This window comes from Zunongwangia sp. L-65 (genome assembly GCF_056859415.1).
The window spans coordinates 1-25,936 of record NZ_JBSXOK010000068.1 but is presented as its reverse complement, the minus strand read 5'-3'; the positions used below and the strand labels follow the sequence as shown (position 1 = coordinate 25,936).

Annotated in this window: 22 protein-coding genes and 1 pseudogene; 6 read left to right on the top strand and 17 right to left on the bottom strand. The window is 35.2% G+C overall.

The window, feature by feature from the left end; genetic code table 11:
* Positions 1–95: 95 nt before the first annotated feature.
* Positions 96–1,022 carry a DUF6427 family protein gene (locus AC13DP_RS13340; protein WP_013069564.1) on the bottom strand — a complete coding sequence of 309 codons (927 nt, stop codon included), beginning with the start codon at positions 1,020–1,022 and terminating at the stop codon, positions 96–98.
* A 46-nt stretch (positions 1,023–1,068) separates the two neighbouring features.
* On the opposite strand from AC13DP_RS13340, the gene AC13DP_RS13335 reads away from it, so the two are divergent.
* Positions 1,069–1,293, top strand: a complete 225-nt coding sequence (locus AC13DP_RS13335; protein WP_013069563.1) for a DUF6341 family protein — start codon at positions 1,069–1,071, stop codon at positions 1,291–1,293.
* Positions 1,294–1,295: 2 nt separating this feature from the next.
* Here AC13DP_RS13335 and purD read toward each other — a convergent pair whose 3' ends face one another.
* Positions 1,296–2,576, bottom strand: coding sequence for a phosphoribosylamine--glycine ligase (gene purD / locus AC13DP_RS13330; RefSeq protein WP_228251947.1), 1,281 nt, complete (start codon positions 2,574–2,576; stop codon positions 1,296–1,298).
* Positions 2,577–2,664: 88 nt separating this feature from the next.
* On the opposite strand from purD, the gene AC13DP_RS13325 reads away from it, so the two are divergent.
* Positions 2,665–3,975 carry a phenylacetate--CoA ligase family protein gene (locus AC13DP_RS13325; RefSeq protein WP_483067946.1) on the top strand — a complete coding sequence of 437 codons (1,311 nt, stop codon included), beginning with the start codon at positions 2,665–2,667 and terminating at the stop codon, positions 3,973–3,975.
* On the opposite strand, the gene AC13DP_RS13320 is transcribed toward AC13DP_RS13325, so the two are convergent.
* From AC13DP_RS13320 to AC13DP_RS13300, 5 genes are all read right to left on the bottom strand, one after another.
* Positions 3,964–4,737: a glycosyltransferase family 2 protein gene (locus AC13DP_RS13320; protein ID WP_013069560.1), complete on the bottom strand. Its 774-nt coding sequence runs from the start codon at positions 4,735–4,737 to the stop codon at positions 3,964–3,966. The genes AC13DP_RS13325 and AC13DP_RS13320 overlap by 12 nt on opposite strands.
* Positions 4,738–4,740: 3 nt before the next feature.
* On the bottom strand, positions 4,741–5,730 hold the full coding sequence (locus tag AC13DP_RS13315) for a UDP-glucuronic acid decarboxylase family protein (protein WP_013069559.1): 990 nt from the start codon (positions 5,728–5,730) through the stop codon (positions 4,741–4,743).
* Positions 5,731–5,796: 66 nt separating this feature from the next.
* Entirely contained in the window at positions 5,797–7,485 is a 1,689-nt protein-coding gene (locus AC13DP_RS13310) for a DUF6909 family protein (RefSeq protein WP_339811851.1), read from the bottom strand.
* A gap of 2 nt (positions 7,486–7,487) precedes the next feature.
* Complete coding sequence (locus AC13DP_RS13305; protein ID WP_339811844.1) at positions 7,488–8,987, bottom strand: GH3 auxin-responsive promoter family protein; 1,500 nt, start codon at positions 8,985–8,987, stop codon at positions 7,488–7,490.
* A gap of 3 nt (positions 8,988–8,990) precedes the next feature.
* The gene (locus AC13DP_RS13300) at positions 8,991–9,860 is read right to left on the bottom strand and encodes a M23 family metallopeptidase (protein ID WP_013069556.1); all 870 of its coding nucleotides are present in this window, start codon (positions 9,858–9,860) and stop codon (positions 8,991–8,993) included.
* Positions 9,861–10,132: 272 nt separating this feature from the next.
* On the opposite strand from AC13DP_RS13300, the gene AC13DP_RS13295 reads away from it, so the two are divergent.
* Positions 10,133–10,345: a twin-arginine translocase TatA/TatE family subunit gene (locus tag AC13DP_RS13295; protein ID WP_041578427.1), complete on the top strand. Its 213-nt coding sequence runs from the start codon at positions 10,133–10,135 to the stop codon at positions 10,343–10,345.
* Positions 10,346–10,426: 81 nt separating this feature from the next.
* On the opposite strand, the gene AC13DP_RS13290 is transcribed toward AC13DP_RS13295, so the two are convergent.
* The 3 genes from AC13DP_RS13290 to AC13DP_RS13280 all read right to left on the bottom strand — a co-directional run bounded on the left by AC13DP_RS13290 (position 10,427) and on the right by AC13DP_RS13280 (position 14,399).
* Positions 10,427–11,410: a DUF4837 family protein gene (locus AC13DP_RS13290; protein WP_483067945.1), complete on the bottom strand. Its 984-nt coding sequence runs from the start codon at positions 11,408–11,410 to the stop codon at positions 10,427–10,429.
* Positions 11,411–11,439: 29 nt separating this feature from the next.
* Positions 11,440–13,038: a lytic transglycosylase domain-containing protein gene (locus AC13DP_RS13285; RefSeq protein WP_483067944.1), complete on the bottom strand. Its 1,599-nt coding sequence runs from the start codon at positions 13,036–13,038 to the stop codon at positions 11,440–11,442.
* Positions 13,039–13,214: 176 nt separating this feature from the next.
* On the bottom strand, positions 13,215–14,399 hold the full coding sequence (locus AC13DP_RS13280; protein WP_013069552.1) for a phosphoglycerate kinase: 1,185 nt from the start codon (positions 14,397–14,399) through the stop codon (positions 13,215–13,217).
* A gap of 69 nt (positions 14,400–14,468) precedes the next feature.
* Between AC13DP_RS13280 and AC13DP_RS13275 the strand changes: the two genes are divergently transcribed.
* Together AC13DP_RS13275 and AC13DP_RS13270 are read left to right on the top strand one after the other, a co-directional pair.
* Positions 14,469–15,623, top strand: a complete 1,155-nt coding sequence (locus tag AC13DP_RS13275; RefSeq protein ID WP_483067943.1) for a DNA polymerase III subunit — start codon at positions 14,469–14,471, stop codon at positions 15,621–15,623.
* A gap of 3 nt (positions 15,624–15,626) precedes the next feature.
* Positions 15,627–16,028 carry a DoxX family protein gene (locus tag AC13DP_RS13270; protein ID WP_228251956.1) on the top strand — a complete coding sequence of 134 codons (402 nt, stop codon included), beginning with the start codon at positions 15,627–15,629 and terminating at the stop codon, positions 16,026–16,028.
* Between the two features lie 70 nt (positions 16,029–16,098).
* On the opposite strand, the gene AC13DP_RS13265 is transcribed toward AC13DP_RS13270, so the two are convergent.
* The 6 genes from AC13DP_RS13265 to AC13DP_RS13240 form a co-directional block, all read right to left on the bottom strand.
* Positions 16,099–16,665, bottom strand: coding sequence for an OmpH family outer membrane protein (locus AC13DP_RS13265; protein WP_272959402.1), 567 nt, complete (start codon positions 16,663–16,665; stop codon positions 16,099–16,101).
* 276 nt (positions 16,666–16,941) lie between these two features.
* Positions 16,942–17,769 carry a class I SAM-dependent methyltransferase gene (locus AC13DP_RS13260; RefSeq protein ID WP_339811200.1) on the bottom strand — a complete coding sequence of 276 codons (828 nt, stop codon included), beginning with the start codon at positions 17,767–17,769 and terminating at the stop codon, positions 16,942–16,944.
* Positions 17,770–18,318 carry a hypothetical protein gene (locus tag AC13DP_RS13255; protein WP_339811203.1) on the bottom strand — a complete coding sequence of 183 codons (549 nt, stop codon included), beginning with the start codon at positions 18,316–18,318 and terminating at the stop codon, positions 17,770–17,772.
* A gap of 33 nt (positions 18,319–18,351) precedes the next feature.
* Positions 18,352–20,223 (bottom strand): tRNA uridine-5-carboxymethylaminomethyl(34) synthesis enzyme MnmG, encoded by a 1,872-nt coding sequence (gene mnmG, locus AC13DP_RS13250; RefSeq protein WP_339811206.1) that lies wholly within the window; start codon positions 20,221–20,223, stop codon positions 18,352–18,354.
* A 15-nt stretch (positions 20,224–20,238) separates the two neighbouring features.
* Complete coding sequence (gene ybeY / locus AC13DP_RS13245; protein ID WP_339811211.1) at positions 20,239–20,661, bottom strand: rRNA maturation RNase YbeY; 423 nt, start codon at positions 20,659–20,661, stop codon at positions 20,239–20,241.
* Between the two features lie 10 nt (positions 20,662–20,671).
* Positions 20,672–23,614 carry an AAA family ATPase gene (locus AC13DP_RS13240; RefSeq protein ID WP_483067942.1) on the bottom strand — a complete coding sequence of 981 codons (2,943 nt, stop codon included), beginning with the start codon at positions 23,612–23,614 and terminating at the stop codon, positions 20,672–20,674.
* A 487-nt stretch (positions 23,615–24,101) separates the two neighbouring features.
* Here AC13DP_RS13240 and gltX point away from each other — a divergent pair, with 487 nt between their 5' ends.
* A complete protein-coding gene (gltX, locus tag AC13DP_RS13235; RefSeq protein ID WP_339809944.1) occupies positions 24,102–25,619 on the top strand; it encodes a glutamate--tRNA ligase in 1,518 nt (505 codons plus the stop codon).
* Between the two features lie 191 nt (positions 25,620–25,810).
* Here the strand turns inward: gltX and AC13DP_RS13230 are convergent.
* Positions 25,811–25,936: pseudogene (locus AC13DP_RS13230) on the bottom strand (IS982 family transposase); the annotation flags it as partial.

The window sequence follows — 25,936 nt, the reverse complement described above, 5'->3', positions numbered from 1 at the left end:
TTGAAATACAAAGGTATTACAAAATCTATAATTGCTAAACATTCCTTTTAAATGACCAAAAATTCAAATACCACAAATATATTCCTGAAGCAATTTTAACTCTGAATAAATAGCACTCCAAAGGGCATCAAAATCAATATTAATAATAGTATTTCCCTAAAGATTTTATCCCGGCCGGTATCAAAATAATTGGAAACAATAATACTAAGTGGAATGAAGAAAAAAATAAGCTCACTTCCATTTTTACTCGGCGCCAGTATGCCTACAGAAATACCGATAATAAGCGTAAACAAAATAAGGTTTAAGGAGGGTCGTAAACTAACACCTGCTTTTTGAATAATTGAAAAGTAATATACAAGAGACCATAGCGTAAGAGCTAAAATGATACTTATTGGTGTTAAGAATTTAAAAGACTGATAGTTAGAAAAATCAAAATTATAGGGCTGGTACCAATCTGCCATTAAATAAAACTGATCGTAGACCAACAAATGGATGGAGCAGTAAATCATGTATACACAAACTGCTGAAGTTATAGGAATTAACCAGTTTTTGGGTCTGGGCGAATAAATTATAATTCCGCCTAGTACAATAAATAAAAATAAAATGGACCAGAAATAAAATAAGGAAGCAATGCAAATCCAAAAAGCAGCATCAAATATTTTCTTTTGTACGCTTATTTGTGATTTTAAGCTTATAATTCGGCGTAGTGCCAATAAAATGAGCGTTGCGGCAACAATCACGTTATAATCCTTAAGCAAGGAAAAAAAAGAAGCGCAAAACACCGAAAATAAAAGGACTTTATATGCACTCCGCTGAGTAAGGTCGTTCTTTTTAGCTATAAAATTCAGCAAAAATAAGGACAACATCAGCGCTAAAAAAACGCCTAAAATTTTAAAGAATTTAAAGATTTCGAAAGCTAAAAACCAGGTATGAAAGTTAGCTGTTATAAAAAACCCAGATAGCAATACGAGGACAAGCGTAATATTAATTGGCTTTGATTTGGCAAAAAAGCTTGTTAGCATTGCTCTTTTTTCTATTTTTGTAGTGTTAAACTAACAATGTTAAACGATGACTGAATTTTTTGAAGGAATCTCGTGGCTTTTTGAAAATGTACTTCTTGTTCCTCTTGATTGGCTACGTTCTCTAGAACTAGACTCCTGGTGGGGTGCTAACGCCATCAACTTTGTATTTATTATCATTGGAATGATCGCTTTTGCATACTGGTGCAAACAATTAAAGATTTTCCAAGACGCCGATGACGAAAACACAAGGTCTAAGCCTTACTTAGGATAATCCTAAGCAAGGTCAAAGCCTAGATCTTTTCTAAAATACATCTTATCAAATTGTAGTTTCTCTACATTTTGATAAGATTTTTTTAGTGCCTGTTTATAATCTTCTCCAAACGCGGTTACGGCAATTACCCTCCCGCCATTGGTCACTACTTTACCATCTTTTAACGTAGTTCCTGCGTGAAATACGAGCGCATCTTCAACGTTTACATTTTCGATACCGGTTATTTCTTTAGCTTTTTCATAAGCTTCTGGATATCCGCCAGAAACCATCATTACGGTTGTCGCAGCTCTCTCGTCAATCTCTAGATCGACCTCATTAAGTTTCCCCTCTGCGGTTTTTGCAAGTACCTCAACCAGGTCTGATTTTACCCTTGGTAAGACTACTTCGGTTTCAGGATCTCCCATTCGTACATTATATTCGATCACATAAGGCTCGTTTCCTACTTTTATCAAACCGATAAAAATAAATCCTTTATAGTCTATATTTTCTTCAGTAAGACCATTTACCGTAGGCTTTACAATACGCTCTTCGATTTTCTGCATCAATTCGGCATCAGCGAAAGGTACCGGAGATATTGCTCCCATTCCACCCGTGTTTAAGCCTGTATCGCCTTCTCCTATTCGCTTATAATCTTTAGCTGTTGGCAGGATTTTATAATTTTTACCATCGGTTAAGACAAAAACACTAAGTTCTATTCCGTCCAAAAATTCTTCGATCACCACTTTGGCACTAGCTTCTCCAAATTTTTGATTTTTCAGCATATTTTCTAATTCGGTTTTCGCTTCAGCAAGATCGTTTAAAATTAAAACGCCTTTTCCTGCAGCAAGACCATCGGCTTTAAGCACATAAGGAGCACTTAAAGTTTCCAAAAACGTTTTACCGGCTTCTAAACTCTCTATAGTAAAACTTTCGTACGCCGCTGTTGGGATTTGATGCATTGCCATAAATTCTTTAGCACGCTCTTTACTTCCTTCCAGTAGTGCACCGCGCTTTGAAGGCCCCACAATCAAAAGATCTTTTAAGTCTGGCTCTCCCTTACAAAAGTCTGTAATTCCCTTGACAAGAGGATCTTCTGGCCCCACGACCAACATGTCTACATTTTTTTCAATAATAAAATCTTTAATACCGGAAAAATCTCCTACATTTAGGCTCACATTTTCCCCTACATTCAAAGTTCCGGCATTACCGGGAGCTATATAAAGTTTTTCACATTTTGGACTTTGTGCAATTTTGTAAGCAAAAGTATGCTCTCTACCGCCAGAACCTAGTATTAAGATTTTCATTTTTTAGAAATATTTATTTTGGACTTCAAAAATAATTGTTTGTAAATTGAAGCACCAATAAAATCGAATAAAAAAGCATTGTTAAGTTTTGGATTGGTTTAAACTTTCGCTTCAGCTCAATAAATTTCCTGTAAATCGGGCCCGAAAAATGTTGGATGAAATAGACAATATTCCCGCAAACCAGTACCAACAATATATTGAAACTAAAAAAAAAGAAATTGTTGATTATCATTTAAATAACAATAATTTCTATAAGAGCTTTATAGGAAGTAAGGCGATCCCAAATTGGGAGGATATTCCTATTATGACCAAAACCGATCTACAGCAACCCTTAGAGAACCGCCTAAGCCAAAGTTTTAATTTAAAGAATAGCTATGTGGGTAAGACCTCTGGAAGTAGCGGCCACCCTTTTACTTTTGCCAAAGACAAACTTTGCCATGCCATGACCTGGGAAGGTTTTAACAATCATTATAACTGGCACGGTATAGATCTCAACAAATCACTACAGGCAAGATTTTATGGAATTCCGTTAGATTTTTACGGTCATCTTCAAGAACGAATTAAAGACCAGATAAGCCTAAGAAGGCGTTTTAGTATTTTTGATCTTAGCGAGACCAAATTACAAGGCTTTCTTGATCGTTTTAGGAAAAGTAAATTTGATTATTTAAACGGTTACACCAGCGCTATCCTGCTTTTTTCTAAGTTTTTAAAAAAAGAAAAGATTGTACTTAAAGAGATTTGTCCTAGTTTAAAACTTTGCATTGTAACTTCAGAGCGATTATTTGAAAAGGATAAAAAAGTTATTGAAGAAGCTATAGGCATACCCGTAGTAAACGAATATGGCGCCAGCGAAGTAGGCCTTATCGCTTTCGAAAACCCTAACGGAGAATGGTGTCTTAATCGCAGCGATCTTTTTATAGAAATCGTGGATGAAGACAATAGAACTTTACCACATGGTAAAGAAGGAAGAATAATAATAACCTCCTTGTATAATAAAGCCCATCCCATCATTAGGTATGCTATTGGAGACATTGGTATAATGTCTAAAAAAAGTACTCCCAAAAAGCCAATATTAGCCTCTTTGATAGGAAGAACCAGTGATGTGGCAAAACTTGCAGATGGAAAAGTAGTTCCCGGACTTACATTTTATTACGTAACTAAAACGATTATCGACGATACCGGGAGCACCAAAGAATTTATAGTGACCCAAACTAAAATAGATTCTTTTGATATTGAATATGTACGCGATACTGATTTTGACGCTGAAGAAACGACCAAAATCGCTGAAGCGGTAGAAAAGTATGTAGGGAAAAATTTGAACGTTAATTTTAGAAGAAAACAGAGCTTAACCCGAAGCAAAAGCGGGAAGCTCAAACAGTTTACTTCTTTAATCAATTGATTTTAGTTGCCTGGATTTTACAAAAAAATGTTCTCCTAAAAAGATAAGAACCCAATACATACTTTTTAGCTTTCCATAGCCCAAAACTTTATTATAAATTTTGAAATTATAGGAAAGCATTTCAAATTTGTTTTCTGAAACAGATCCTTTTCTTATTCGGTATAAAGCCAGCGATTCTTCCATCCCATGGGCCGTTCCTCCTTTTCTAATTACTTCAAGCCACATAGCCCAATCCTGCCTTTTTCGTATGTCGGGATGATACACTTTACCAATTTTACCAGCATTATACATTCCCGTTAAATTGCCTATATAATTACTCCTAATCAATTTAGGGTAATTAACAAAAGGTAAAGCTTCGATTATTTCATTTAAATTTTCGCCATTTTCTTTAATGCGGCCGTAACTGCTAAATACAATTTTTGCATTGTTTTCTTCGCAAAATTTAAGCTGCAGAGATAACTTTTCTGGTTTCCAAAGATCATCAGCATCTAAAAAAGCTATAAACTCTCCTGAAGCCTCCTTAATCGCTTTATTTCTTGAATACCCTGCACCATGGTTGGTTTGATTTCTAAAAATTTTGATACGAGGCTCTTTCTTTATATAATTCCGAATCGTATTAACGGTAGCATCTTTTGAAGCATCATCTACAATAATAAGCTCCCAGTTTTTATACTCCTGAGCAATAACCGATTCGATAGCCAACGCAATAAATTCATTGGAATTATAGGCGGGCATGATCACAGAAACCAAAGGGTTTTGCATTATTTATTTTCTATTATGCTTACTAAAATCTTTATGCTCTTTCTTCAGTAAATCTTCTTTCGATAGATTTTTGAAGTAATTATAAGTGATTTTCATCCCTTCTTCCCGGGAAACTTTAGGTTCCCAACCAAGAATCTCTTTAGCCCTTGTTATATCAGGCTGGCGTTGTAACGGATCGTCTTTTGGTAATTCTCTATATACGATTTTTTGATTGGTGCCGGTTAACTTAATAATCTCTTCCGCAAAATCTTTTATGGTTAACTCGTCTGGATTACCAATATTTACCGGCTCGACATACTCACTAAAGAGTAATCTGTAAATCCCTTCAACCTGATCGTCTACGTAACAAAAAGAGCGGGTTTGCAATCCATCTCCAAAAACGCTTAAGTGCTCTCCTCTTAGTGCCTGACCAATAAATGCAGGAATTACCCGGCCGTCATTTAACCTCATTCTTGGCCCATACGTATTAAATATTCTTACGATGCGGGTTTCTAAGCCATGAAACCGATGATAAGCCATTGTTAAAGATTCCTGGAATCGTTTGGCTTCATCATAGACCCCACGTGGCCCGATGGTACTTACATTTCCGTAGTAATCCTCAGATTGTGGATGCACCAGTGGATCTCCGTAAATTTCAGAAGTTGAAGCGATAAGTATTCTGGCTCCTTTTTCTTTTGCCAGCCCTAAACAGTTATGTGTTCCCAAAGAGCCTACCTTTAAAGTTTGAATAGGAATCTTTAGATAATCAATAGGGCTTGCGGGCGACGCAAAATGAAGAATGTAATCTAATTTTCCGGGAACATGGATAAATTTGGTTACATCATGGTTATAGAATTCAAAATCCTTGTTTTTAAATAGATGCTCTATATTACGAATATCACCCGTTATAAGGTTATCCATTCCTATAACACGGAAACCTTCACTAATAAATTTATCACACAAATGTGAACCTAAAAAACCTGCTGCTCCTGTAATTAATACAGTTTTGCCCATTTACTTTTTATTAATCGATTTAAAAATCACTCAGAAAACATTTCAGTTTCAATTTACGACACAAGCCTAAGAGTTAAAGATTTGCTCCAGTATCTTTTCGGTTATTAAATATGTTGGTTTAACACCTGTTGTTCCTAACCCGCCAGAGGCTAAAGTGCTTCCGGTTTCTAATGGATTATCAGATGCGTAATACGCGTATCTTACCTTCACATCTTCAGCAATACTTTTTCTTAATTTACTGGCTGCCTGTATGGCTTTTTGATAATGCGCTCCTTCCATTTCAAGACCACTCACATTCCATGTAGAATCGTGAAAAAACTTAAGAATATCACGGTTTTGTAAGGATGTTCCCAAAACGGTAATCATACTACCATCTACTACTTTTATTCCATGACCTTCAAGGTCATCTTTTTTCAATTCGTTTTTAAAAGGATAATTATCGGCCGTACCCTCAAAAATATGGGCTGAAGGAATCATTATATCACCTTTGCCACCTTCTAAAATACCAGCTTTTCCCATAATGGAAACTGATTTTACATTCATTTTTATCTCTTCACCATCCAGAATATAAGGTTTAAGAAGTTCATCCATGGTTTCATAAGCCTGTTCTCCAAAGGCGTAGTCCATCACGATTATTACCGGCTTTTCTTCTTCTTTTAGGGATTTAAAACCTTTATTTCTAAAACCTTCTTCCAGTTTTGCGGTATCAAAAACCTGAACATCGATATTGGTACCACTGGTATCCTCTATAAACTTCATCCCACCAGAAAGAGCAGATTTCGAAACTTTTTGACGAACCTGCCCGTTCGATGAATCACTCAGCGTTTCATAAATCTGAAGAATATTTTTCTTTTTAATCTCAGCTTTTAGTGCTAATGGCGCATAAAGCGTATTCATTACACTATGCATATTGGCGCTGATAATATGAATAGGCCGCTGTAATAATTGCTCTTCTACCAGATATTTCTTGATTTTATCTGCCCATACCTCCCCGTGAATATGGTGTCCTAAACGTTCTCTAAGAATAGGACTAAAAGTGATGATTCTTTTATCATTATTTACGGTTTCTTCAATCGCCAGTTTTCCCATCCAGTAAATAATATGCAAAAACTGCTCTGGATTATTTGGTGTAGAAAACTTGGGATAGATCTTAGAAACCTCATAAAAAGTACGTCCTAAAATATTAGCAGCGTGGGTTAAAGCTACTTCACGCTCGGCCTTATCGATGTCTTCTTTAGAAAGCACGATCGCTTCAAGTTTTTTCCAGTCTCGGGTTACACTACCATCTTCATCGATAACCACACGTCTCATAATTTTATGCGATTCGATAAATAAGAAGGTTAGATGTGTAAGAATATCATAGATTTCAGATCGGCCTCTGGTGATCTCGATATTCATTTGCTCTTCATCTATACGATAGCAATTTCTTCGACGTTTTGGCGGCACAATAGGCTGAAAATGAGAATTTCCGTATCCCTCATCACTGGTAAGATTGATATAGCGACACTGCTCGATCCCTATAGGAAGACGTTCTAAAACGTATAACAATCCATTAAGCTCAGCCTTATCTTCTGCTACAGAGCCATATATTTCAGGTCGTAAGGCCAATAAGCCTTCTCTTAAAGTTTCTCCAGAAACACCCATAGGTTTATAAAACCCTCTATTAAAAAGGTGTCTCATGGTAATATACATACGTTCTATCGCGTTGGTACTTTCCTGCGCTCTTGTTCTTCCGTCTGTTTTCAACTTCAAAATTTTTATTTTTTTATTATTGCTTCTAAAGCATCTGCTATTTTACGATCGTTTGATAATCTTGGCAACTTATTTTGACCGCCTAATTTTCCTATGGACTTCATATAGGCCTGAAATCCTTCTTTAGGGACTTTAGTGATTTTTACCTGTTGTAGAATATTCCCTTCTATTAAATCGAAATAATACGAATTTTGCTGCTGAAGAGACTGATCCAGGATATTCCTGAAATTCGTTAAATTTTCAGGCGCTTTTTCAAACTCTATAAACCACTCGTGGTACGGCAATTCTCCTGCTACAGGGTTTACCTGTGGGGCTACCGTAAATTCATTAATTCTGGCGCCTGTTTTTTCTGATGCTACTTGCATCGCCTCTTCTACCTCTTTTGCAATTACATGTTCTCCAAAAGCCGAAATATAATGCTTAATCCTACCCGAAACCATCACTCGATATGGTTTTAAGCTCGTAAATTGTATGGTATCACCTACATTATAAGCCCAAAGACCGGCGGTGGTGCTAATGATCATTACATAGTTTACCCCAAGCTCTACCTCCGCAATGGTAAGCCTCTTAGGGTTTTCATCAAAAAATGATTCCGCTTTAATAAACTCGTAAAAAATACCGCTATTAAGCTGAAGTAGCATTCCTTTTTTCCTTTGGCTATCCTGGAAAGCAAAAAAGCCTTCAGATGCAGGATATAATTCGATGCTATCTACTTTTCGGCCTATAAGATTTTCAAATTTTGAGCGATAAGGCTCATAATTTACGCCACCATAAATAAACAACTCAAAATTCTTAAAAATATCCCCTATTTTTTTACCGGTTTTATGCTCTAATTTTTCGAAATACATTTGCACCCAGCTAGGGATTCCGCTTATCACGGTCATATTCAGGTCTCGAGTTTCCTCAACGATGGCATCAACTTTAGTTTCCCAGTCATCGATACAATTGGTTTCCCAACTCGGCATCCTGTTTTTCTGCAGATATCCTGGCACATAATGCGCCACAATTCCAGACAATCTGCCTAGTTTTACTCCGTTCTTCTCAGTAAGTTCTGGACTTCCCTGTAAAAAGATCATTTTGCCATCTACAAACTTCGCTTTTCCGGTTTCAGCGATATAACAAAGAATAGCATTTCTTGCCGCTTCAATATGTGTTGGCATACTTTCTTTGGTAATCGGGATGTACTTTGCGCCACTGGTAGTACCAGAAGTTTTAGCATAATATAGCGGTTTGCCAGGCCACAAAATATCCTCCTCACCGGCCACCATTTTATCTACATAGGCTCGTAAATCTTCATAGTCCCTTATGGGTACCTTCTCTACAAAATCGGCATGGGTTTTTATATGATCAAAATGATGATCTTTACCAAAACTGGTGTCTTTCGCTTTAGAAATTAATTCATTAAAAATTTTCTCCTGAACTTCAACAGGCTTCGAGGACCAGGCCTGGATTTTCTTTCTTACGGTTTTAGCGAATATTTTAGCTGCAAAGGATTTTAAAGACATAGACTATTCAAAATCAATATAATCGGTTGGGTTTACAGGATTTCCTTCATTCCATAATTCAAAATGCAAATGCGGGCCGGTGGTATATTCTCCGGTAGAACCGGCAGTTGCGACTACCTCTCCGGCTTTTACAAAATCACCCTGTTCTTTGGTTAAAGAGGCATTATGTTTATACACTGAAATTAGACCATAATCATGCTTTACAATAATTACATAACCGGTTTCGGTGGTCCATTCCGCAAAAATAACCCGCCCATCGGCAACAGATTTTACCGGTGAATTCTTAGGCACTACCACATCTACGGCATAATGTTTTTCTTCAGCATCATAGCCTTCAGAGATCGTTCCTTTTACCGGCGGGAAAAGGGAGAAATCAATATCATCTGTCGCACCAGGCAAAATATTATATTTATCTTCCATAGCGACCTCTTCTCTTAATAAGCTATCTGCTTTAGAAGGTGGAATAACTTCAACCTCCATGTTTTCCTGCGAAAATTTGGCAATAGAGTCCCTGTTAAGATCTGAGGTTTGCAAATCTCCGGACAGCACTCCCTTTATTGATCCCAAAAATTGATTATTGAGTTTTAAAACATTTTGTAAGGAATCTGTTTTATAGGCCAATTGCGCTGCCTGTTCTTTTAATTTTGGCGAAGAATATCCAGGAATATATTCTCTTAATGGAGTGAAAGCAATGATAAAAGTAGTTGCTGCTATTAATAAAATAGCACTTGTAGTTACCAGAACAAATACGTTTAAACGGGTTAATTTTAATGAATATCTTTCTTCAAAAGTATCTTCATTTAAAATTACCATTCGGTATTTATGAAGAAGTTTTCTGGTAAATTTTTTCTTATTTTTTTTCTTTTTCGACATACATAAAAACCTGAAACAAAGATACTGGAAAATTTATGCATAATGACAGTTTTACCTGAGAATTGAAATCGGCTTCTTTTAGAAGATATTTATGCATAAATCCTAGCTTTTTTAAAATTTAAAAGAAATATAGCTTTCTAAAAATAATGCAAAACAATTGTTCTAATCAACGCAGCTATAAGCATTATAATTAACAAATTGCATATATTTTGTCTATATTAACTTATATATTGGTTTATTCTTGTTAAGTTTGTAAATATAAATATCGAGTTATGAATGCATTTATGTTACCGTTAGCTATAGGAGCACCACAAATCGTACTTATCGTAATTGTGGTTTTACTAATATTTGGAGGTCGAAAAATTCCGGAATTGATGAGAGGATTAGGAAGTGGGATTAAGGAGTTTAAAGATGCATCTAAAGATGATGACGATACCACTACCAGTTCTGCCTCTGATGCTAAAAAAGTTGAAGATCCTAAGTAGTTTAGTTCCTAAAAAATTAATAAAAAAGCCCATTTTTTCAGTAAATGGGCTTTTTTATTTGTTTCAGTATTAAAATTCGATTTAATTGGAATCAAATTTTAAGGATTTTAGAATAGCATCCAACTCAAATACATGATCTCTTTTACTGGTGGCTGGCCTAAAGATAAATCCTTCAGCAATAATATATCGATTATTCTTTTCATCACGAATAGCATAATTTACAAAAGGACCGGCCATATACGCATTATTTACTTCCCAGGTACCTCTGGTTTCATAAGCAAAATGCCCATCGATTTTGGTTTCGAATAAATAAGGAGCATAAGCCTCTTCTGTAATCATATAGCTTCCTTCTACGGGCCCTGGAATGTACTTTTCGCCTATACTATCTCGCATCTTTACAATATTGCCAATCACGCTAGAGTCCTTATCAATGGTATTTAATGGCACCTGATACACCAAAATTTCCATTAATCCTTTCGGTATTTCCTTTCTAATCCAGATAAAATTATCTTCCTGCGCAGCATAACGATACGCTGTTGGAAACTTCATAGAAACCCCAAATGCTTTTTCCAATTCTTCATCAGACTCTGGTGATTTCCCAATCCTTCGCTGTTTTTCTTTAATTTCAGTGGCTTTTAATACATCTATAATACTGTCTGAAGATGCATTAATCCTATCTATTATTTGCTGTTGATTTTCCCCGCTAATTATAATGCCTGTTTGGGGGGTCGCATATTCATCCTTGATAATTGCCAGACTATCCTTACCCTTTTCGATTTTTATAAAAATCCGACTTCTACGTACAAACCCGGTGAAAGTCTCTGGCGGAATTTGACTTAAACTGAATAAAGGTTCCTCCTGGGGCAAACCTTCTACCGGTGCCGCCAGATTATCTCTTAGAGCGTCGCCTACCTGCCCTTCCCAAAGGCTATTATCTACAATGACGGAAAGCTGATTGATATTTCCTGAAGAATCTGCTAAGATCCGTGATTCCGGCTCTTCAGATTTTTTTTTGCAGGAAACGACAATCAGAAAGGAAAGCGCAAGAAATACTAATTTTTTCATGTTATTAGTTTTGAATTTAAGTTTGGTTTCTAGCCTTTAGACACCTTAATCCTCATACCCGGTTTAAGGCGTGTACTGCTCATATCATTCCATGTCCTCAAATTCTGTACCGTAACGCCAGGAAACTTCTTAGAAATACTCCATAATGAATCTCCCTGCTGTACCGTATAAAGTTTTGTGTCTCCTTTTTTGTTTGTTTTAGCACTGCTGGAAGCTGTGGCACTTTGACTGGCAGACACGGGTTTTCGCGGATATATTGTTAAATATTGCCCTACCCGTATATTGTTTCCTCTTAGATTGTTCCAACGTTTAATACTGCTTACACCTACACCATATTTTTCTGCAATCCTTCCTAAAAAATCACCACTTCTTACCCGATATCTTATTCGATCTTCAGTTTCTATGTACTTTGGTAAAGGTTTTTCCCTATTTGCAATTTCCTGTTCGGCATATTGGTAAATGGCAGCTTCATTATTTACAAAAGCTCCTGTTTTTGTTCTTGGTAACCTAACTACATAATTTTTATCTTCTACAAACGGGATGATATCCAGCTTATAACTTGGATTTAAAAATTGAAGTAATTCTTTATTTACCCCAGTTACTTTAGCAATATGATCGAAAGTTAATAACTCCTTTACCTGAATAGTATCGGTCTGGAAATAAGGAATCTCCGGCCGTTTAGGCTGAAAATTATGCTCATCGGCATATTCAAAAATATACAATGTGGCTAAAAAAGCCGGTACGTATCCTGCTGTCTCTCTAGGTAAATAACGTCTCATCGACCAGTAGTCTGTAGAACCACCACTTCGCCTAATAGCTTTGGAAACATTTCCAGGACCCGAATTATAGGAGGCTAACACCAAATCCCAATCTCCAAAAACTTTATATAGAGTTGAAAGATATTTCGCAGCAGCTTCTGTTGCTTTTACAGGATCCATACGCTCATCTACGTAACTGCTCACATTAAGATCATGCATTTTTCCTGTAGTAAACATAAATTGCCATAAACCGGTAGCCCCTACCCTGGACTTTGCTCTTGGATTTAAAGCAGACTCTACAATCGCCAGATATTTAATCTCTAAGGGAATATCGTATTTATCGAGTTCCTGCTCAAACATCGGAAAATAATAATCGCTTAAGGCCATTAAGCGTTCCATTGCCTGTTTATTGCGTTTTAAATACATTTTTATAACGCTCTCTAAACTTGGATTATATTCTATATTAAATGGCGTTCTGGCGTTTAATCTTGCCAAACGTGCTTTTAAAGTATCAGTAGGTAATTCGTCATAAACAACTTCATCATAATCCTGTTCGGCTATAGATTTTTGTATGGTTTCATAGAGGTCTGAATTGGTAAGTTCTGCCCGCCAAACCGAATCGATTTTAGCCGCTTGCGGCATATCAGCCAGTGATACTTTAGAAGAGTCTCTAATAAAGGCAGAAATTGGTAGCTTTTCCTGAAACTCTGGATCTGGATCGGCAAGTATGATTTCTGTACTATCCACCTTTTGAAAAATCTGAACTCTAAAATTAGCTTTTTCGACCTGCTTTTTAGATTTTTCTTTCTCCTGGGCACTCACAGCAAACACTGAAAACAAACCCAGTAATAAACATACCTGCTTCTTCATATCTAGTTTAGAACGTTTTTACCTGTTAATTTAGGAATTAAATTTTGCTTTTAATCTTTTAATTTTGATCGCTAACTAAGAACCTCGAAAGTTCATTTCGAGGTTCTTAAATTTAGTTAAAATTTGATCAAAAAGTATACCTTATTTTATCGAAAATGAATCATTCGAAAAAAGATTTACTTGCCAATGGCAGCGATACCTGGTAAGGACTTCCCTTCCAGCATTTCTAGCATTGCTCCACCACCGGTTGAAACATAACTAACTTTATCGTCAAAACCAAATTGTTTTACGGCAGCTACCGAGTCCCCACCTCCTACAAGAGAGAATGCTCCGTTCTTGGTTGCTTCAGCAATTGCTTTTCCTAGCTCGATCGTTCCTTTGGCAAAAGTTTCCATTTCGAATACTCCTAACGGACCATTCCAAAGGATTATTTTAGATTCTGCAATAACATTAGAAAAATGTTTTAAAGTTTCAGGACCTACATCTAATCCCATCCAACCATCAGGAATATTATCAACGGCTTCTACCTGTGTGCTTGCCTGCTCAGAAAAACTATCTGCGATCACAGAATCAACGGGAAGATGTACCTGTACCCCTTTTTCTTTTGCTTTCTTAAGAATCTCTAAAGCTAACTCCTGCTTATCATCTTCTACAAGGGAATTCCCTATTTTTCCTCCCTGCGCTTTAATAAAAGTATACGTCATACCTCCACCTATGATCAAATGATCAATAGCATCCAGAATATTTTCAATAACCGTAATTTTTGAAGAAACTTTGGCTCCTCCTAAAACAGCAGTTACTGGTTTTTCTTTACTGTTTAAAACCTTATCTAAGCTCTCAATTTCTTTCGCTAATAGATATCCAAAACATTTATCTTCAAAAAATTGAGCCACAACAGTGGTCGATGCATGTGCTCTATGAGCAGTACCAAAGGCATCGTTCACATAAATATCACCTAATTCTGAAAGTTGTTTTGCAAAATCCTCGTCTCCTGCAGTTTCTTCGTCATGAAAACGTAAATTTTCAAGTAAAAGAATTTCTCCAGATTGTAAAGAATCAGCCGCTTTTTTTACTTCTGCACCAACGCAATCTTCTACAAATTTTGGTTCTACACCAATAACTTCAGATACTTTACTTACGATATTTTTTAAAGAGAATTTCGCTTCTTTTCCTTTTGGCCTTCCAAGGTGAGACATTAAAACTACGCTACCACCGTCTTCTAAAATCTTTACTATAGTTGGTTTAGCAGCTTCAATACGGTTAGCATCAGTTACCTTAAGATCATCATTAAGGGGTACATTAAAATCTACTCGAATTAAAGCCTGCTTATCTTTAAAATTAAAATCGTCTACTGTTTTCATAATTTCGGTTTATTACAAATATAATTTTTTCCGAAGATATAAAACCGCATATAACTTTTATATTTGCTCATGCTTTTTTCAGAAATTGTAGGACTACCACATATTAAAAATCATCTTACCACTACGGCCGATAACAGCCGTATAGCGCATGCCCAATTATTTATTGGGAATAGCGGTAGTGGTACCTTGCCCATGGCAATTGCTTATGCGCAATATTTACTATGTAAAAACCAGGATGGCGAGAACCAGCATGGAAATCCCTCCTGTAATTTAAAATTTACCAATCTCTCGCATCCTGATCTTCATTTCGCTTTTCCGGTAGCAACCAATCAAACGATAAAAAGTCATCCGGTATCAGCAAATTTTATGGAAGATTGGCGTCGTTTTATTCAACATCAACCTTATGGCAGTTTAACCGATTGGTATGAACATATTGGGATTGAAAATAAACAGGGCCAGATTGGTGTAGATGAAGCCCAGGATATCGTAAAATCTTTATCCTTAAAAGCCTATGAAGGCGGCTTAAAAGTAATGATTATCTGGATGGCCGATCGTATGAATACTGCAGCAGCCAATAAATTACTGAAACTGATTGAAGAACCGCCTAATAAAACCATCTTTATACTTATTGCTGAAGATGAAGAGCAGATTATACAAACCATAAAATCAAGATGCCAAACGCTAAAGTTTCCTCCATTGGCAGAAGCAGATATTGCTGAAAAACTGATGGCTTCTAAAAATATGAATACGCAGGAAGCCAGTTTAATAGCGCATCAATCAAACGGAAGTTACACCAGGGCTTTACATCTTCTAGAAAAAGACACGGCAGACGACCAGTATGAGCAATGGTTTATCGAATGGGTTCGTACTGCCTTTAAAGCTAAAGGGAATAAGGCCACAGTGCTCGAGTTGATTAGCTGGAGTGAAGAAATTGCCACCATGGGACGTGAAAAACAGAAAAGCTTTTTATTGTATTGTCTGGATTTTTTTAGACAAGCATTAATGCTAAATTACAAAGCTGAACCTCTTGTTTTCCTATCCCCTAAAACTAAAGGATTCCAACTTAAAAAATTTGCTCCTTTTGTTCATGGTAATAATATTTTACCCATTACAAAGGCTATTGAAGATGCCATTTACCACATCGAAAGAAATGCTAATGCAAAGATCGTACTAACCGATCTTTCTATAAGGCTTACCCGTTTTTTACATATTAAAGATGCTTAAAATATGGAAAATATAGATATGAATATTGCCTTATTATTTATACTCTTCTTTTTACTTATCACATTTTTCATATCGTTTTTCGAAAAAATTTGTGATTATCCGGGTACAAAATCCTTTATGGAATCCCATTTTAAAAATACCTTTTTAGCAAAAAAAATAGCTTTCCTTTTACCAATTTTGGTTGTTGTAGAACTGATAGCCGTAATTATGCTGATTTTAGCGATTCTGAATTATTTTTTTACGATCATCACTATTAATTTTAGCCCATTTGCGCTTATAGCCTGTGCCATAAGCCTAATGATGCTCTTAATTGGGCAAAGAGTGGCTAAAGATTACCAAAGTTCGGCAGGAATTACTATTTACTTTATTTTGGTGATCCTGGGATTCTTCGCTTTGGCACAGTAATTTCTCCGCATAAAACCAAATAAAAAAGTCCGGTTAAAAAACCGGACTTTAAATTATAAAATTGAATATTTTATTCTGCTGAAGTAGTATCTTCCTCAGTTTTTTTAACAGCAGCATTGCTACCAGACTTTCCACTGTAACTCTCGTTTAGTTTCTTTACAATTTCATCGGTAATATCCAAGCCGTCTTTGGCATACATAATATTTGCAGATTCATTACTTCCAAAGATATAAGTGTATCCATTTTCTTTTCCGTACTCTGCTACAAAATCTTTTACTTTCTCCACAACCTCGTCTATAGCCGTATCACTATCATTTCTTAATTGCTGACCAATCATTTGTTGTTGTTGTTGTAATCTTTGCCCTTTTTGCTGTAGTTCTTGTTCTTTAGCCTGTCTTTGTGAAGCCGACATAGAATTCATGCCTTGCTGATATTCCTGAACTTCTTGCTGAAATTGTTGCTGAGGACCGGTGATAAGCTGAGTTAGTGAGTCTCTACGAGCTTCAAACTTAGATTCCACATCTTTCATTTCCTGATAGTCCTGAATAACCTTAGTAGTATCTACATAAGCCGTTTTTTCCTGGTTGCAGGAAATTAATGAAATTGCTACTGCTCCTATCGCGATTAATTTTTTCATATTTTTAGTTTTATTGGCCGCAAATGTAAAAAAAGTATTTTAAGTATAAGCTTTATAAAATTAAGTATAAAGAATATCCATTCTGTTAACTGATGTCTTAAATGGCAAAAATTTGGCTGATCTTTTAACTATAAATATTTCTTATTAATACAAAAAGAGTTATTAATAATAACTATTAATATTTAGCTATTTAAAAGCCTCGTAAATACAAATCTATTTTTCAATAGGGTATTTTATATTTAACAGATAAAAAGCTCTTAAAACGTTTAATTTCGATTATTTCGAGGTTTTTTTAAAGAAATAAACCATCGAACTATATTCGCCACTTTGAGCCGCAGACAAATTTGATTTTAGTCCGTTTTTAAAGGCCTTAAATAAATTTTGCTTATCAGCACGATGATTTTCAGAAAGCATACTCACATAAAAAGAATCAAATTTTAATCCTTTAGAATGAAATAAGTGAAAACCGTTTTCAAAAAACAATGTCTGAATTCCTTTTTTAGAAAAATGCCAAAGATGTCTGGGCACATCATAAGCCGCCCAATACTCCTTATAAATATCAGCATCCTTACTTTTATAATTAGGAACTGCGATGACTAATAATCCGTCATCATTTAATAATCTATGAAATTCTTTAAATTGCTGCTCTAAATTAGGGACATGTTCCAAAACATGCCACATCGTAATTATATTATATTTATCAGAAATTTCTGATAATTCCTTTTTAAGCCTAATATGTTTCTTTTGTGCTTTTTCTCTTGCGACTTTACTAGGCTCTACTCCTTCTACTTTAAAATAATGTGAAGCTGCCTTTAAAAAATCTCCGGTACCTGCTCCAATATCCAAAAGTTTTCCGGCAGATTTTTCCTTTAAGATCCATCCAACTTTTTTCTGAAGCATATAGGTTTTTACAATATTATATAATTTTTCAGTAAAAGATTTTGAAGCATCGGTATGCGAAATATAGCTTTCACTTTTATAATATGCTGAAAGATTTTCAGGAACAGGTTCAGTTTTTAAAATATCGTAATGTTTCCATCTTTCCAATCGATACGTTTCCCCACTTACTAAATAATCTTTGCAATAAAATGTTGGATCTTCCACTTAAGGTAATGCTTTATAATTTTTCTGATATTCGAAAAAATCGTTCTCTAATTGTTGGAGATAATTTCTAACTCTACTGGAATATAAAGACGAGGTTGAAATATGATCGACACCTTCTCGATCGGAAATTGTAATATTTACAAAAAATTTCACGGGCCCGGTTTGCTCCTCTTCATCTTCTTCCCTCTTGATTGGTTTATCGTCATCATCAATTCCTAAAATTCCATCAAAAATTTTTTCTACAATAGGCACATCCGTATATTCTTCACGATCGTCTTTTACAATTATGCTAACCAAAAACTCTTTTTCTAACTCTGGAAAAAGAATAACTTCACTATTTATTAAATCATTTTCTCTTTTTAAACCCAGATATTTTTTAAACCAGGATTTAGCAATAGGCCGTTGTAATTTTGTTTGAAAAAGATAATAATTAAAATGATCTTTATTTTCTAGTATTCTCGACCCTTCGATATCCGGTACCGAATGAGTGGTAACCTGGCACGCTACAATAACAAATAATAATCCTGAAATTATAAATTTTTGCCTCATTCAAATAGAATGTTCCACGTGGAACGTTGTATTTTAACGCCCCATGTAAACCAATAAAACCGAAATATCATTTGGGCTTACACCACTAATTCTTGAGGCTTGTGATACATTAGCAGGCTGAATTTTATTCAATTTTTCACGTGCCTCAAACGACATAGATTTGATTTTAGAATAATCAAAATGCTTAGGAATTTTCACATCTTCCAATCGATTAAGCTTATCGGCATTATTTTTTTCCTTCTGAATATATCCTGAATACTTAACCTGAATTTCGGTTTGCTCCAGCATTTCTGTATCTAGATGGTGCTGCTGAATATACTCCTCTACACCAGGGAATTTTCGTACATCATCCATTGTAATATTAGGTCTTGAAAATATCTTAAAAATCTTATCAGACTGTTTCATAGGTGAAGAATTATAGTCAGCCAATACAGGATTTGCATCTTCGGGAACAACGCTAGTATCCTTCAAAAAAGACACAAAAGCTAAAGATTTCTCCTTCTTTTCTTCCATTTTTCTCATCCTATCCTCCGAAGCCAAACCTAATTTATAAGAACGTTCAGTCAACCTAAAATCAGCATTATCCTGCCTCAATAAAGTTCTATATTCTGCTCTGGAGGTAAACATACGATAAGGCTCCTCTGTTCCTTTTGTAATCAAATCATCAATCAATACCCCTATATAAGCCTCATTTCTTTGCAGAATAAAAGGATCTTTTTCCTGCACTTTTAAAGCAGCATTTATACCGGCCATCATTCCCTGGCAAGCCGCCTCCTCATAACCTGTCGTTCCATTTATCTGTCCGGCAAAATATAAACCATCAACCAATTTAGTTTCTAAGGTATGTTGTAACTGTGTAGGCGGAAAATAATCATATTCAATAGCATAACCAGGCCTAAAAAATTTTACATTTTCAAAGCCTGCGACAGAACTTAATGCAGCAAATTGAACATCTTCAGGTAAGGAAGTTGAAAAGCCATTTACGTAAACCTCTACCGTATTCCAGCCTTCAGGTTCCACAAAAAGTTGATGACGATCTTTATCCGCAAAACGATTAATCTTATCTTCAATAGAGGGGCAATAACGCGGACCTAAACTTTTTATCCTTCCATTAAACATTGGAGAACGATCAAAGCCGGAACGTAAAATATCGTGAACCTCATTCGAGGTATACGTCATATAACAAGAACGCTGTTTACTTAGCGGTTTTGTCTCATCCGAGTATGAAAATTTTCCGGGTACTTCATCACCAGGTTGTTCAATCATTTTTGAATAATCTAATGAACGGCCATCCACCCTTGGAGGAGTTCCGGTTTTCATACGACCTGCTTCAAAACCTGCATCGATCAAATCTTTAGTAATTCCCGTTGCTGCAGCTTCACCTGCTCTACCGCCACCACGTTGCTTATCACCAATATGAATTAATCCGTTTAAAAAAGTACCATTGGTACACACCACAGATTTGGCCCTAATTTCTATTCCTAAAGAAGTACGAACCCCTTTTATTTTGCCATTTTCTAAAATTAGACCATGCACCATTTCCTGATAAAAATCAAGATTTGGCGTTTGCTCTAAACGTAATCTCCAATCTTCGGCAAAGCGCATACGATCACTTTGTACCCTTGGGCTCCACATCGCAGGTCCCTTAGATTTATTTAGCATTTTAAATTGAATAGCACTGGTATCACTTACCAATCCGCTATAACCTCCCATAGCGTCTATCTCACGTACTATTTGTCCTTTTGCAATGCCACCCATTGCAGGATTACAACTCATCTGCGCTATATTCTGCAAATTCATTGTAACCAACAAGGTACTACAGCCCATATTTGCGGCTGCGGCTGCAGCTTCACTACCGGCATGTCCAGCTCCTACAACAATAACATCATACTCCTTATTGAACATAAAATCTAGAATTATTTATGATTGTTCCACGTGGAACAATTTAATTTTCTCACTTTCTTTTTCTCGCATTAGCATAGCATCCTCATCAGATTTATCCTTATAACCACAGTAATGCAATATACCATGAACTAAGACCCTCTTTAATTCGGTCTCAAAATCTTCATTAAATTCAAGCGCATTCTCACGCACCCTTTCGGTACTTATATAAATATCACCGTTTAAAAGATTTCCAATAGAATCATCAAAACTAATAATATCTGTATACGTATCATGACTTAAAAAACGTTGATTAATATCTAACAAATAATCATCATCACAAAAAATATAACTTATCTCTCCAAGTCGTTTTCCTTCCGAAGAAATTACACGTTCTATCCATTTTTTATAGACTTCCTTTTCAACTATATCAAAGTCATTTTCAGAATAAAAATTAATAATACCGTCTTGATTAATCATTAAAATAAGTATTAACGCGTTGTTTCAAATTGGGCCGCAAAGGTAAGCTATGTCTATCTAATATCTCAATGCTATTAAAATAATCTTTAATCTCTATATTGTTTTTAGGAGACTGATTATCAAAATCGCGCATACTTGTTTTACTTTCCCTCTCGTTAAGCTCTCCTTTCTCGTTTAAAGATTCTTTTAGATCAAGCATCTTTTGATTAAGCTTGTTTAAGGTATTTAATGAATTTTGATTAATATCATTATTTAAAATATCTTTTTCAAGCTCATCATAGTCTTGATTGAAATCATTAAGATGCACATCATTTTCCTTCAGAATACGCTCTAAATTTCTTCTAATTTCCTCCTGCTGCTTATAGATTTCAAATAATTTAGAATGCTCTCCTTCGTCAGTATTTTCTTGGCCCTCTCCTTTAATATTTTTACCCATTTGTTCTTTTAATTGCTGCCCTAAATCTTGCTGCTCCTCAATAATATCCTGCAATTGTGGACCTGTTCCCTCCCCTCCACTTCCAGAAGAATTCATTTGATCATTCATATTATCTAAAATTTCATTCAATAACACCGCCAAATCGTTCGCTCCTGTAATTGTATATTGTTGGGAAGAAAGTGCCTTGGAAAGACGCAGATCAGCTAATTCTTCTAAAGAGTTAATTAAATTAAAAGACACATTTTCCAAAAACTCAAAAACCTTTTCAGCTATAAATTGATTGTTTAACCCCAAAGCAAATAAACTATCATCTACATGCTCAAAATTTTCTTTTAGGACATATTGTTCTTTAAGCTGAGAAGAAAATTCCGGGCTACCGGTATTTATTTCACGAAAAGCATTCATTAAATTTTCTTGCTTAAAGGAAAAAATAACCAAATTGTCAATAACCTTTCTCAGCGATTCAATATCTGCTTCTAAGGTCTTCATATCCATATTGGCGGAACTTTGCTTCATTTCTTTCGCGAGCTCTTTCATTTTGTGCCCCGTATTTTCCTGCATGTTTTTCTTTTCTCTTTCTGCAGATCCAGAAGTATTATTTAAATTCTCTTTTAAATTCTCTAATTTTTCTTGAATATCTAATTCTGCCTCTTTATTACGTTCGAGAGATTTTGGACGTTTTAGTTCACCATTCTTTTTATCCAGCTGATCCAGTTCCCTTTGAATATCATCAAATTTCTCATCAATTTCCTTTTGGGATTTTCCGGATTTATCTAAATTTATTTGATCATCTCCTAAATTATCCAACTTATCTACTAATTGATTATACTTCTGTTCTACATAGTATTGCTTTGTTAACTCCACTAACTGCTCCAAACTACGCTTAGAAGAATTTTTGTTTTTGGATAATTCCTGTAATTTTTGCTGCAAGTTTTCATTTTGAATCTTGTCTGAATACTCCTTTAATTCATTTAATAAGGCTTTATTATCCTGTAGCTTATTTTCAGTATTTTCCAGTCTCTCTTTAAGCTGTCTCCCCTTGTCATTTTCAAGATTTTCAGTGTCTAATTTATCTTTAATATTCTTGGAAAACTTTTTCATTAAAGCATTTTCACGCTCCTGAGATTTAATAAAACTCTCTAACTTTTGTTGCTGCTCATAATCAAAATCTTTGTTTTCCAACTCATCATTCAGTAAATTATTTAATTGATCCTCTTGTTTAAACTTATCTAATTCATCAGATAAATTACCAATGTTCTCCTCCTGGCCTTGTAAATTTTGATCACGGATTTCCTCAGCAGTCTTTTTATAATAGGTAAAGTATGATGATGAAGCAGACTTCCTTCCATTCACGGCATCGTTATCAAAAACCTGAAAAAAATATTCGTAATTCCTTCCAGCTTTTAAATCCAAATCACCCGGAAAAGAAACATAAAATTGACTAATCGTACCTGCACTAAAGTTAATGGATTCAGATTGAAAGCTCTCCTCTCCTATTTCTCTGTAACGTAACATTAAACCAGAGATTCCATGATCGTCACTAATCTTACCCCCATAATACTTTAAAGATGGATTCAATGAATCCACTTTTTCCTCAACCTGTATTGATGGCAATTTATCTTTTATAATTTCCAACCGAAAAGAAAGAGGTTGATAGTTCTTTAAAAAAGAATTTGAAGTTGATAAGGTATAATTTACAGATTGCAAAAAGCGACTTTCGAAACTATTCTTTACGCTTACCAGTGTATCAGAAAATTCCAAATTGACCGTCTCGGTATTTCGATGTTCAAACCTCCATTTAAGCCATGTTCCTTCAGGAATAGTTAGATTTCCCTCTCCGTTTGTTTGTTCATCCTCAAGACCCAAATAGTTAGGATATACAATTTCAATATTAAAATTAACCAATTCAGGTATAGCAATAATGTCTAAATTATAAGTTCTTGAACTTATATTATTAGCTAAAAGTCTAAATTCCTGATTTTCAGTAATATTTTTAAAAGTATAAGTGAATCGGCCAGGTTCCAACTGCCTCATGAAATATTCTGAATCCTTAAATATTATTTTTAACTGACCTGGAATTTCATCCCCCACCACATTAACTTCTAAATTATAATCCTCGCCTTCAATAACTCTAAGATTTTCTTCCTTCAGTACAAAACTAAAAGGAGCTGGTTTCTCATAGACCTGATCATAATTTTTTAAGCGGTCAAAAGAACTAAACAACCAATCCCCTCTTCCGCTAATCATTAAAGCTAAAATTAACAATAAAGGAACTCCAGCGGCCAGTACGTATTTTAAATATTCACCAAAACTTACCGCATTTTTAAAATTATAAAATTTTAATTCCAAAGACTTCTGATGAATAGCAGCTTGTAGAAATTCAGAATTATCTTGTGATTTTAATTCTATCAAATTTAGCAACCTATCATCAATTTCAGGAAAATAGTCTCCAATAAGTACAGCTGCCTTTCTATCAGAAATCCCACGTCTTATATCCAAAAATTTTATAAGCGGTAAGCCGATAAAAAAAATTAATAAGGCGGATTCAACAATGATAAAAAAAAGAAAAAGTAAGAATCTTACACTCCTATCAAACCAAATAAAATTCTCAAAAAGCACTAAAAGCAGCCAAAATAATAATCCGATTAAAATAAACAACGCAGTATTTTTAATCAGAAGATTTAATTGATATTTTCTGATAAAAGACTGTAATTGATTTTTAATTGCTTCAAACTCTGCCATAAAATTCTATCTTCACTTCCCGGTTTACGCGACTAATTTTAAAGGATGGATATCAAAAATTTAAAGAAATTCCTCCTTTAAAATTCCACTCAAATTCTCTATCCTATTGATTTGCCTAAATGTAAGTAATATTCATCATAAATAACAGCAGATTAAAATTTCAGCAATAACCCAAATCGAAAGATCACATATTTTAGGATTGCATAAATTAGGTTGTATCTTTGCCACAAAAATAAAACCAATTATGTCTTCTAACGTACGCGTAAGATTTGCACCTAGCCCAACAGGGCCTTTACACATTGGCGGAGTAAGAACAGCTTTATACAATTACTTGTTTGCGAAAAAACATGGCGGTGACTTTATATTAAGAATTGAAGATACCGATCAAAACCGTTATGTTGAAGGCGCTGAAAAATATATTATTGATTCTTTAAACTGGTGTAACATCCCATATGACGAAGGACCAGGAAAAGAAAAAGATTGCGGCCCTTATCGCCAAAGTGAGCGTAAAAGTCTTTATAAAGCCTATGCAGATAAATTAATTGAAAGCGGTAATGCTTATTATGCTTTTGATAGCGCAGAGGATTTAGATAAGCATAGAAAATCTCACGAAGCAGAAGGTAAAACTTTTATTTACAACTGGCATAATCGTGAAAAGCTTGATAATTCTTTAGCACTACCGGAAGAGCAAGTTAAAAAGAGAATTGAAAATGGCGAACATTACGTAGTGCGCTTTAAATCTCCCAAAGATGAAATCTTAAAAATCTCCGATGAAATTAGGGGAAATATGGAGATCGATACGAATATATTAGACGATAAGGTACTATATAAAAGTGACGGCATGCCAACTTATCATTTAGCCAATATCGTAGATGATCATTTAATGAAAATCTCTCATGTAATTCGCGGTGAAGAATGGTTACCTTCATTAGCTCTACACTTTATGCTTTACCGTGCCTTTGGATGGGCTGCTCCAAAATTTGCGCATTTACCACTTATTCTAAAACCTCAGGGTAAAGGCAAATTGAGTAAGCGTGATGGTGATAAATTAGGTTTCCCAGTATTTCCTTTGCAATGGAAAGATCCAGAGAGCGGAGAAATTTCTGCTGGATATCGCGAAGATGGTTATTTCCCGGAAGCCGTTACCAACATGTTAGCTTTCTTGGGATGGAACCCGGGAACCGAACAGGAATTCTTTTCATTAGAAGAATTGACAAAAGCTTTTGATCTTAAACGTGTTCATAAAGGCGGCGCAAAATTTGATCCTGAGAAAACCAAATGGTTTCAACAACACTATTTACAGGAAGCCGATAATAATTTTATAGCTGAACAATTTTTAGACATTTTAAAAAAGAAAGAAATTGAAGCTACTAAAGAATATACTAAACATGTTATAGAATTGGTAAAAGAAAGGGCCATTTTTATTGAAGACATTTGGGAGCAGGGATTTTATTTTTTCGCCTCCCCTACTTCATACGATCCTAAAAATACCAAAAAAGCCTGGAAAGAAGATACTCATCTTTTAATGACCGAACTCATAGAAGTGATACAGGGCATTGAAAATTTTAAGGCCAATATAATTGCTGAAAAAGTAAAATGCTGGATTACCGCAAAAGAAATAGGTTTTGGTAAAATAATGCAACCTTATCGAATTTCTTTAGTAGGATCCTTACAGGGAGCAGATCTTTTTGAAATATCTGAAGCTATTGGAAAACACGAAACGATAGCACGAATTAAAAAAGCTAATGACACGCTTCGCTAACATTTGAGTATGTAGTAAACTACCTCGGGGCAAGCCCACGGGGCATTCGATAAATACAAAATTTCAATTCCGAGGCAAGCCTCGGGGTATTAAACCCTTTGGCGGTGCCAATAAAAAAAGAAAAGGCTTCTAAAATTAGAAGCCTTTTTAATATCTTTTAAGCGAGTTTCTTAAATTAACGTGAGTTCGACTTAAGCAGATAATCTTTGATCTATAATTTCTAGGTTTAAAGAGGGTTTTTTAGGAAAGAAGCTGTAGGCGATTAGTCCAGAGAGTAGGTTTGAAAGGAAGTTGTCAAAGCTTCTGTGCCTGGTATG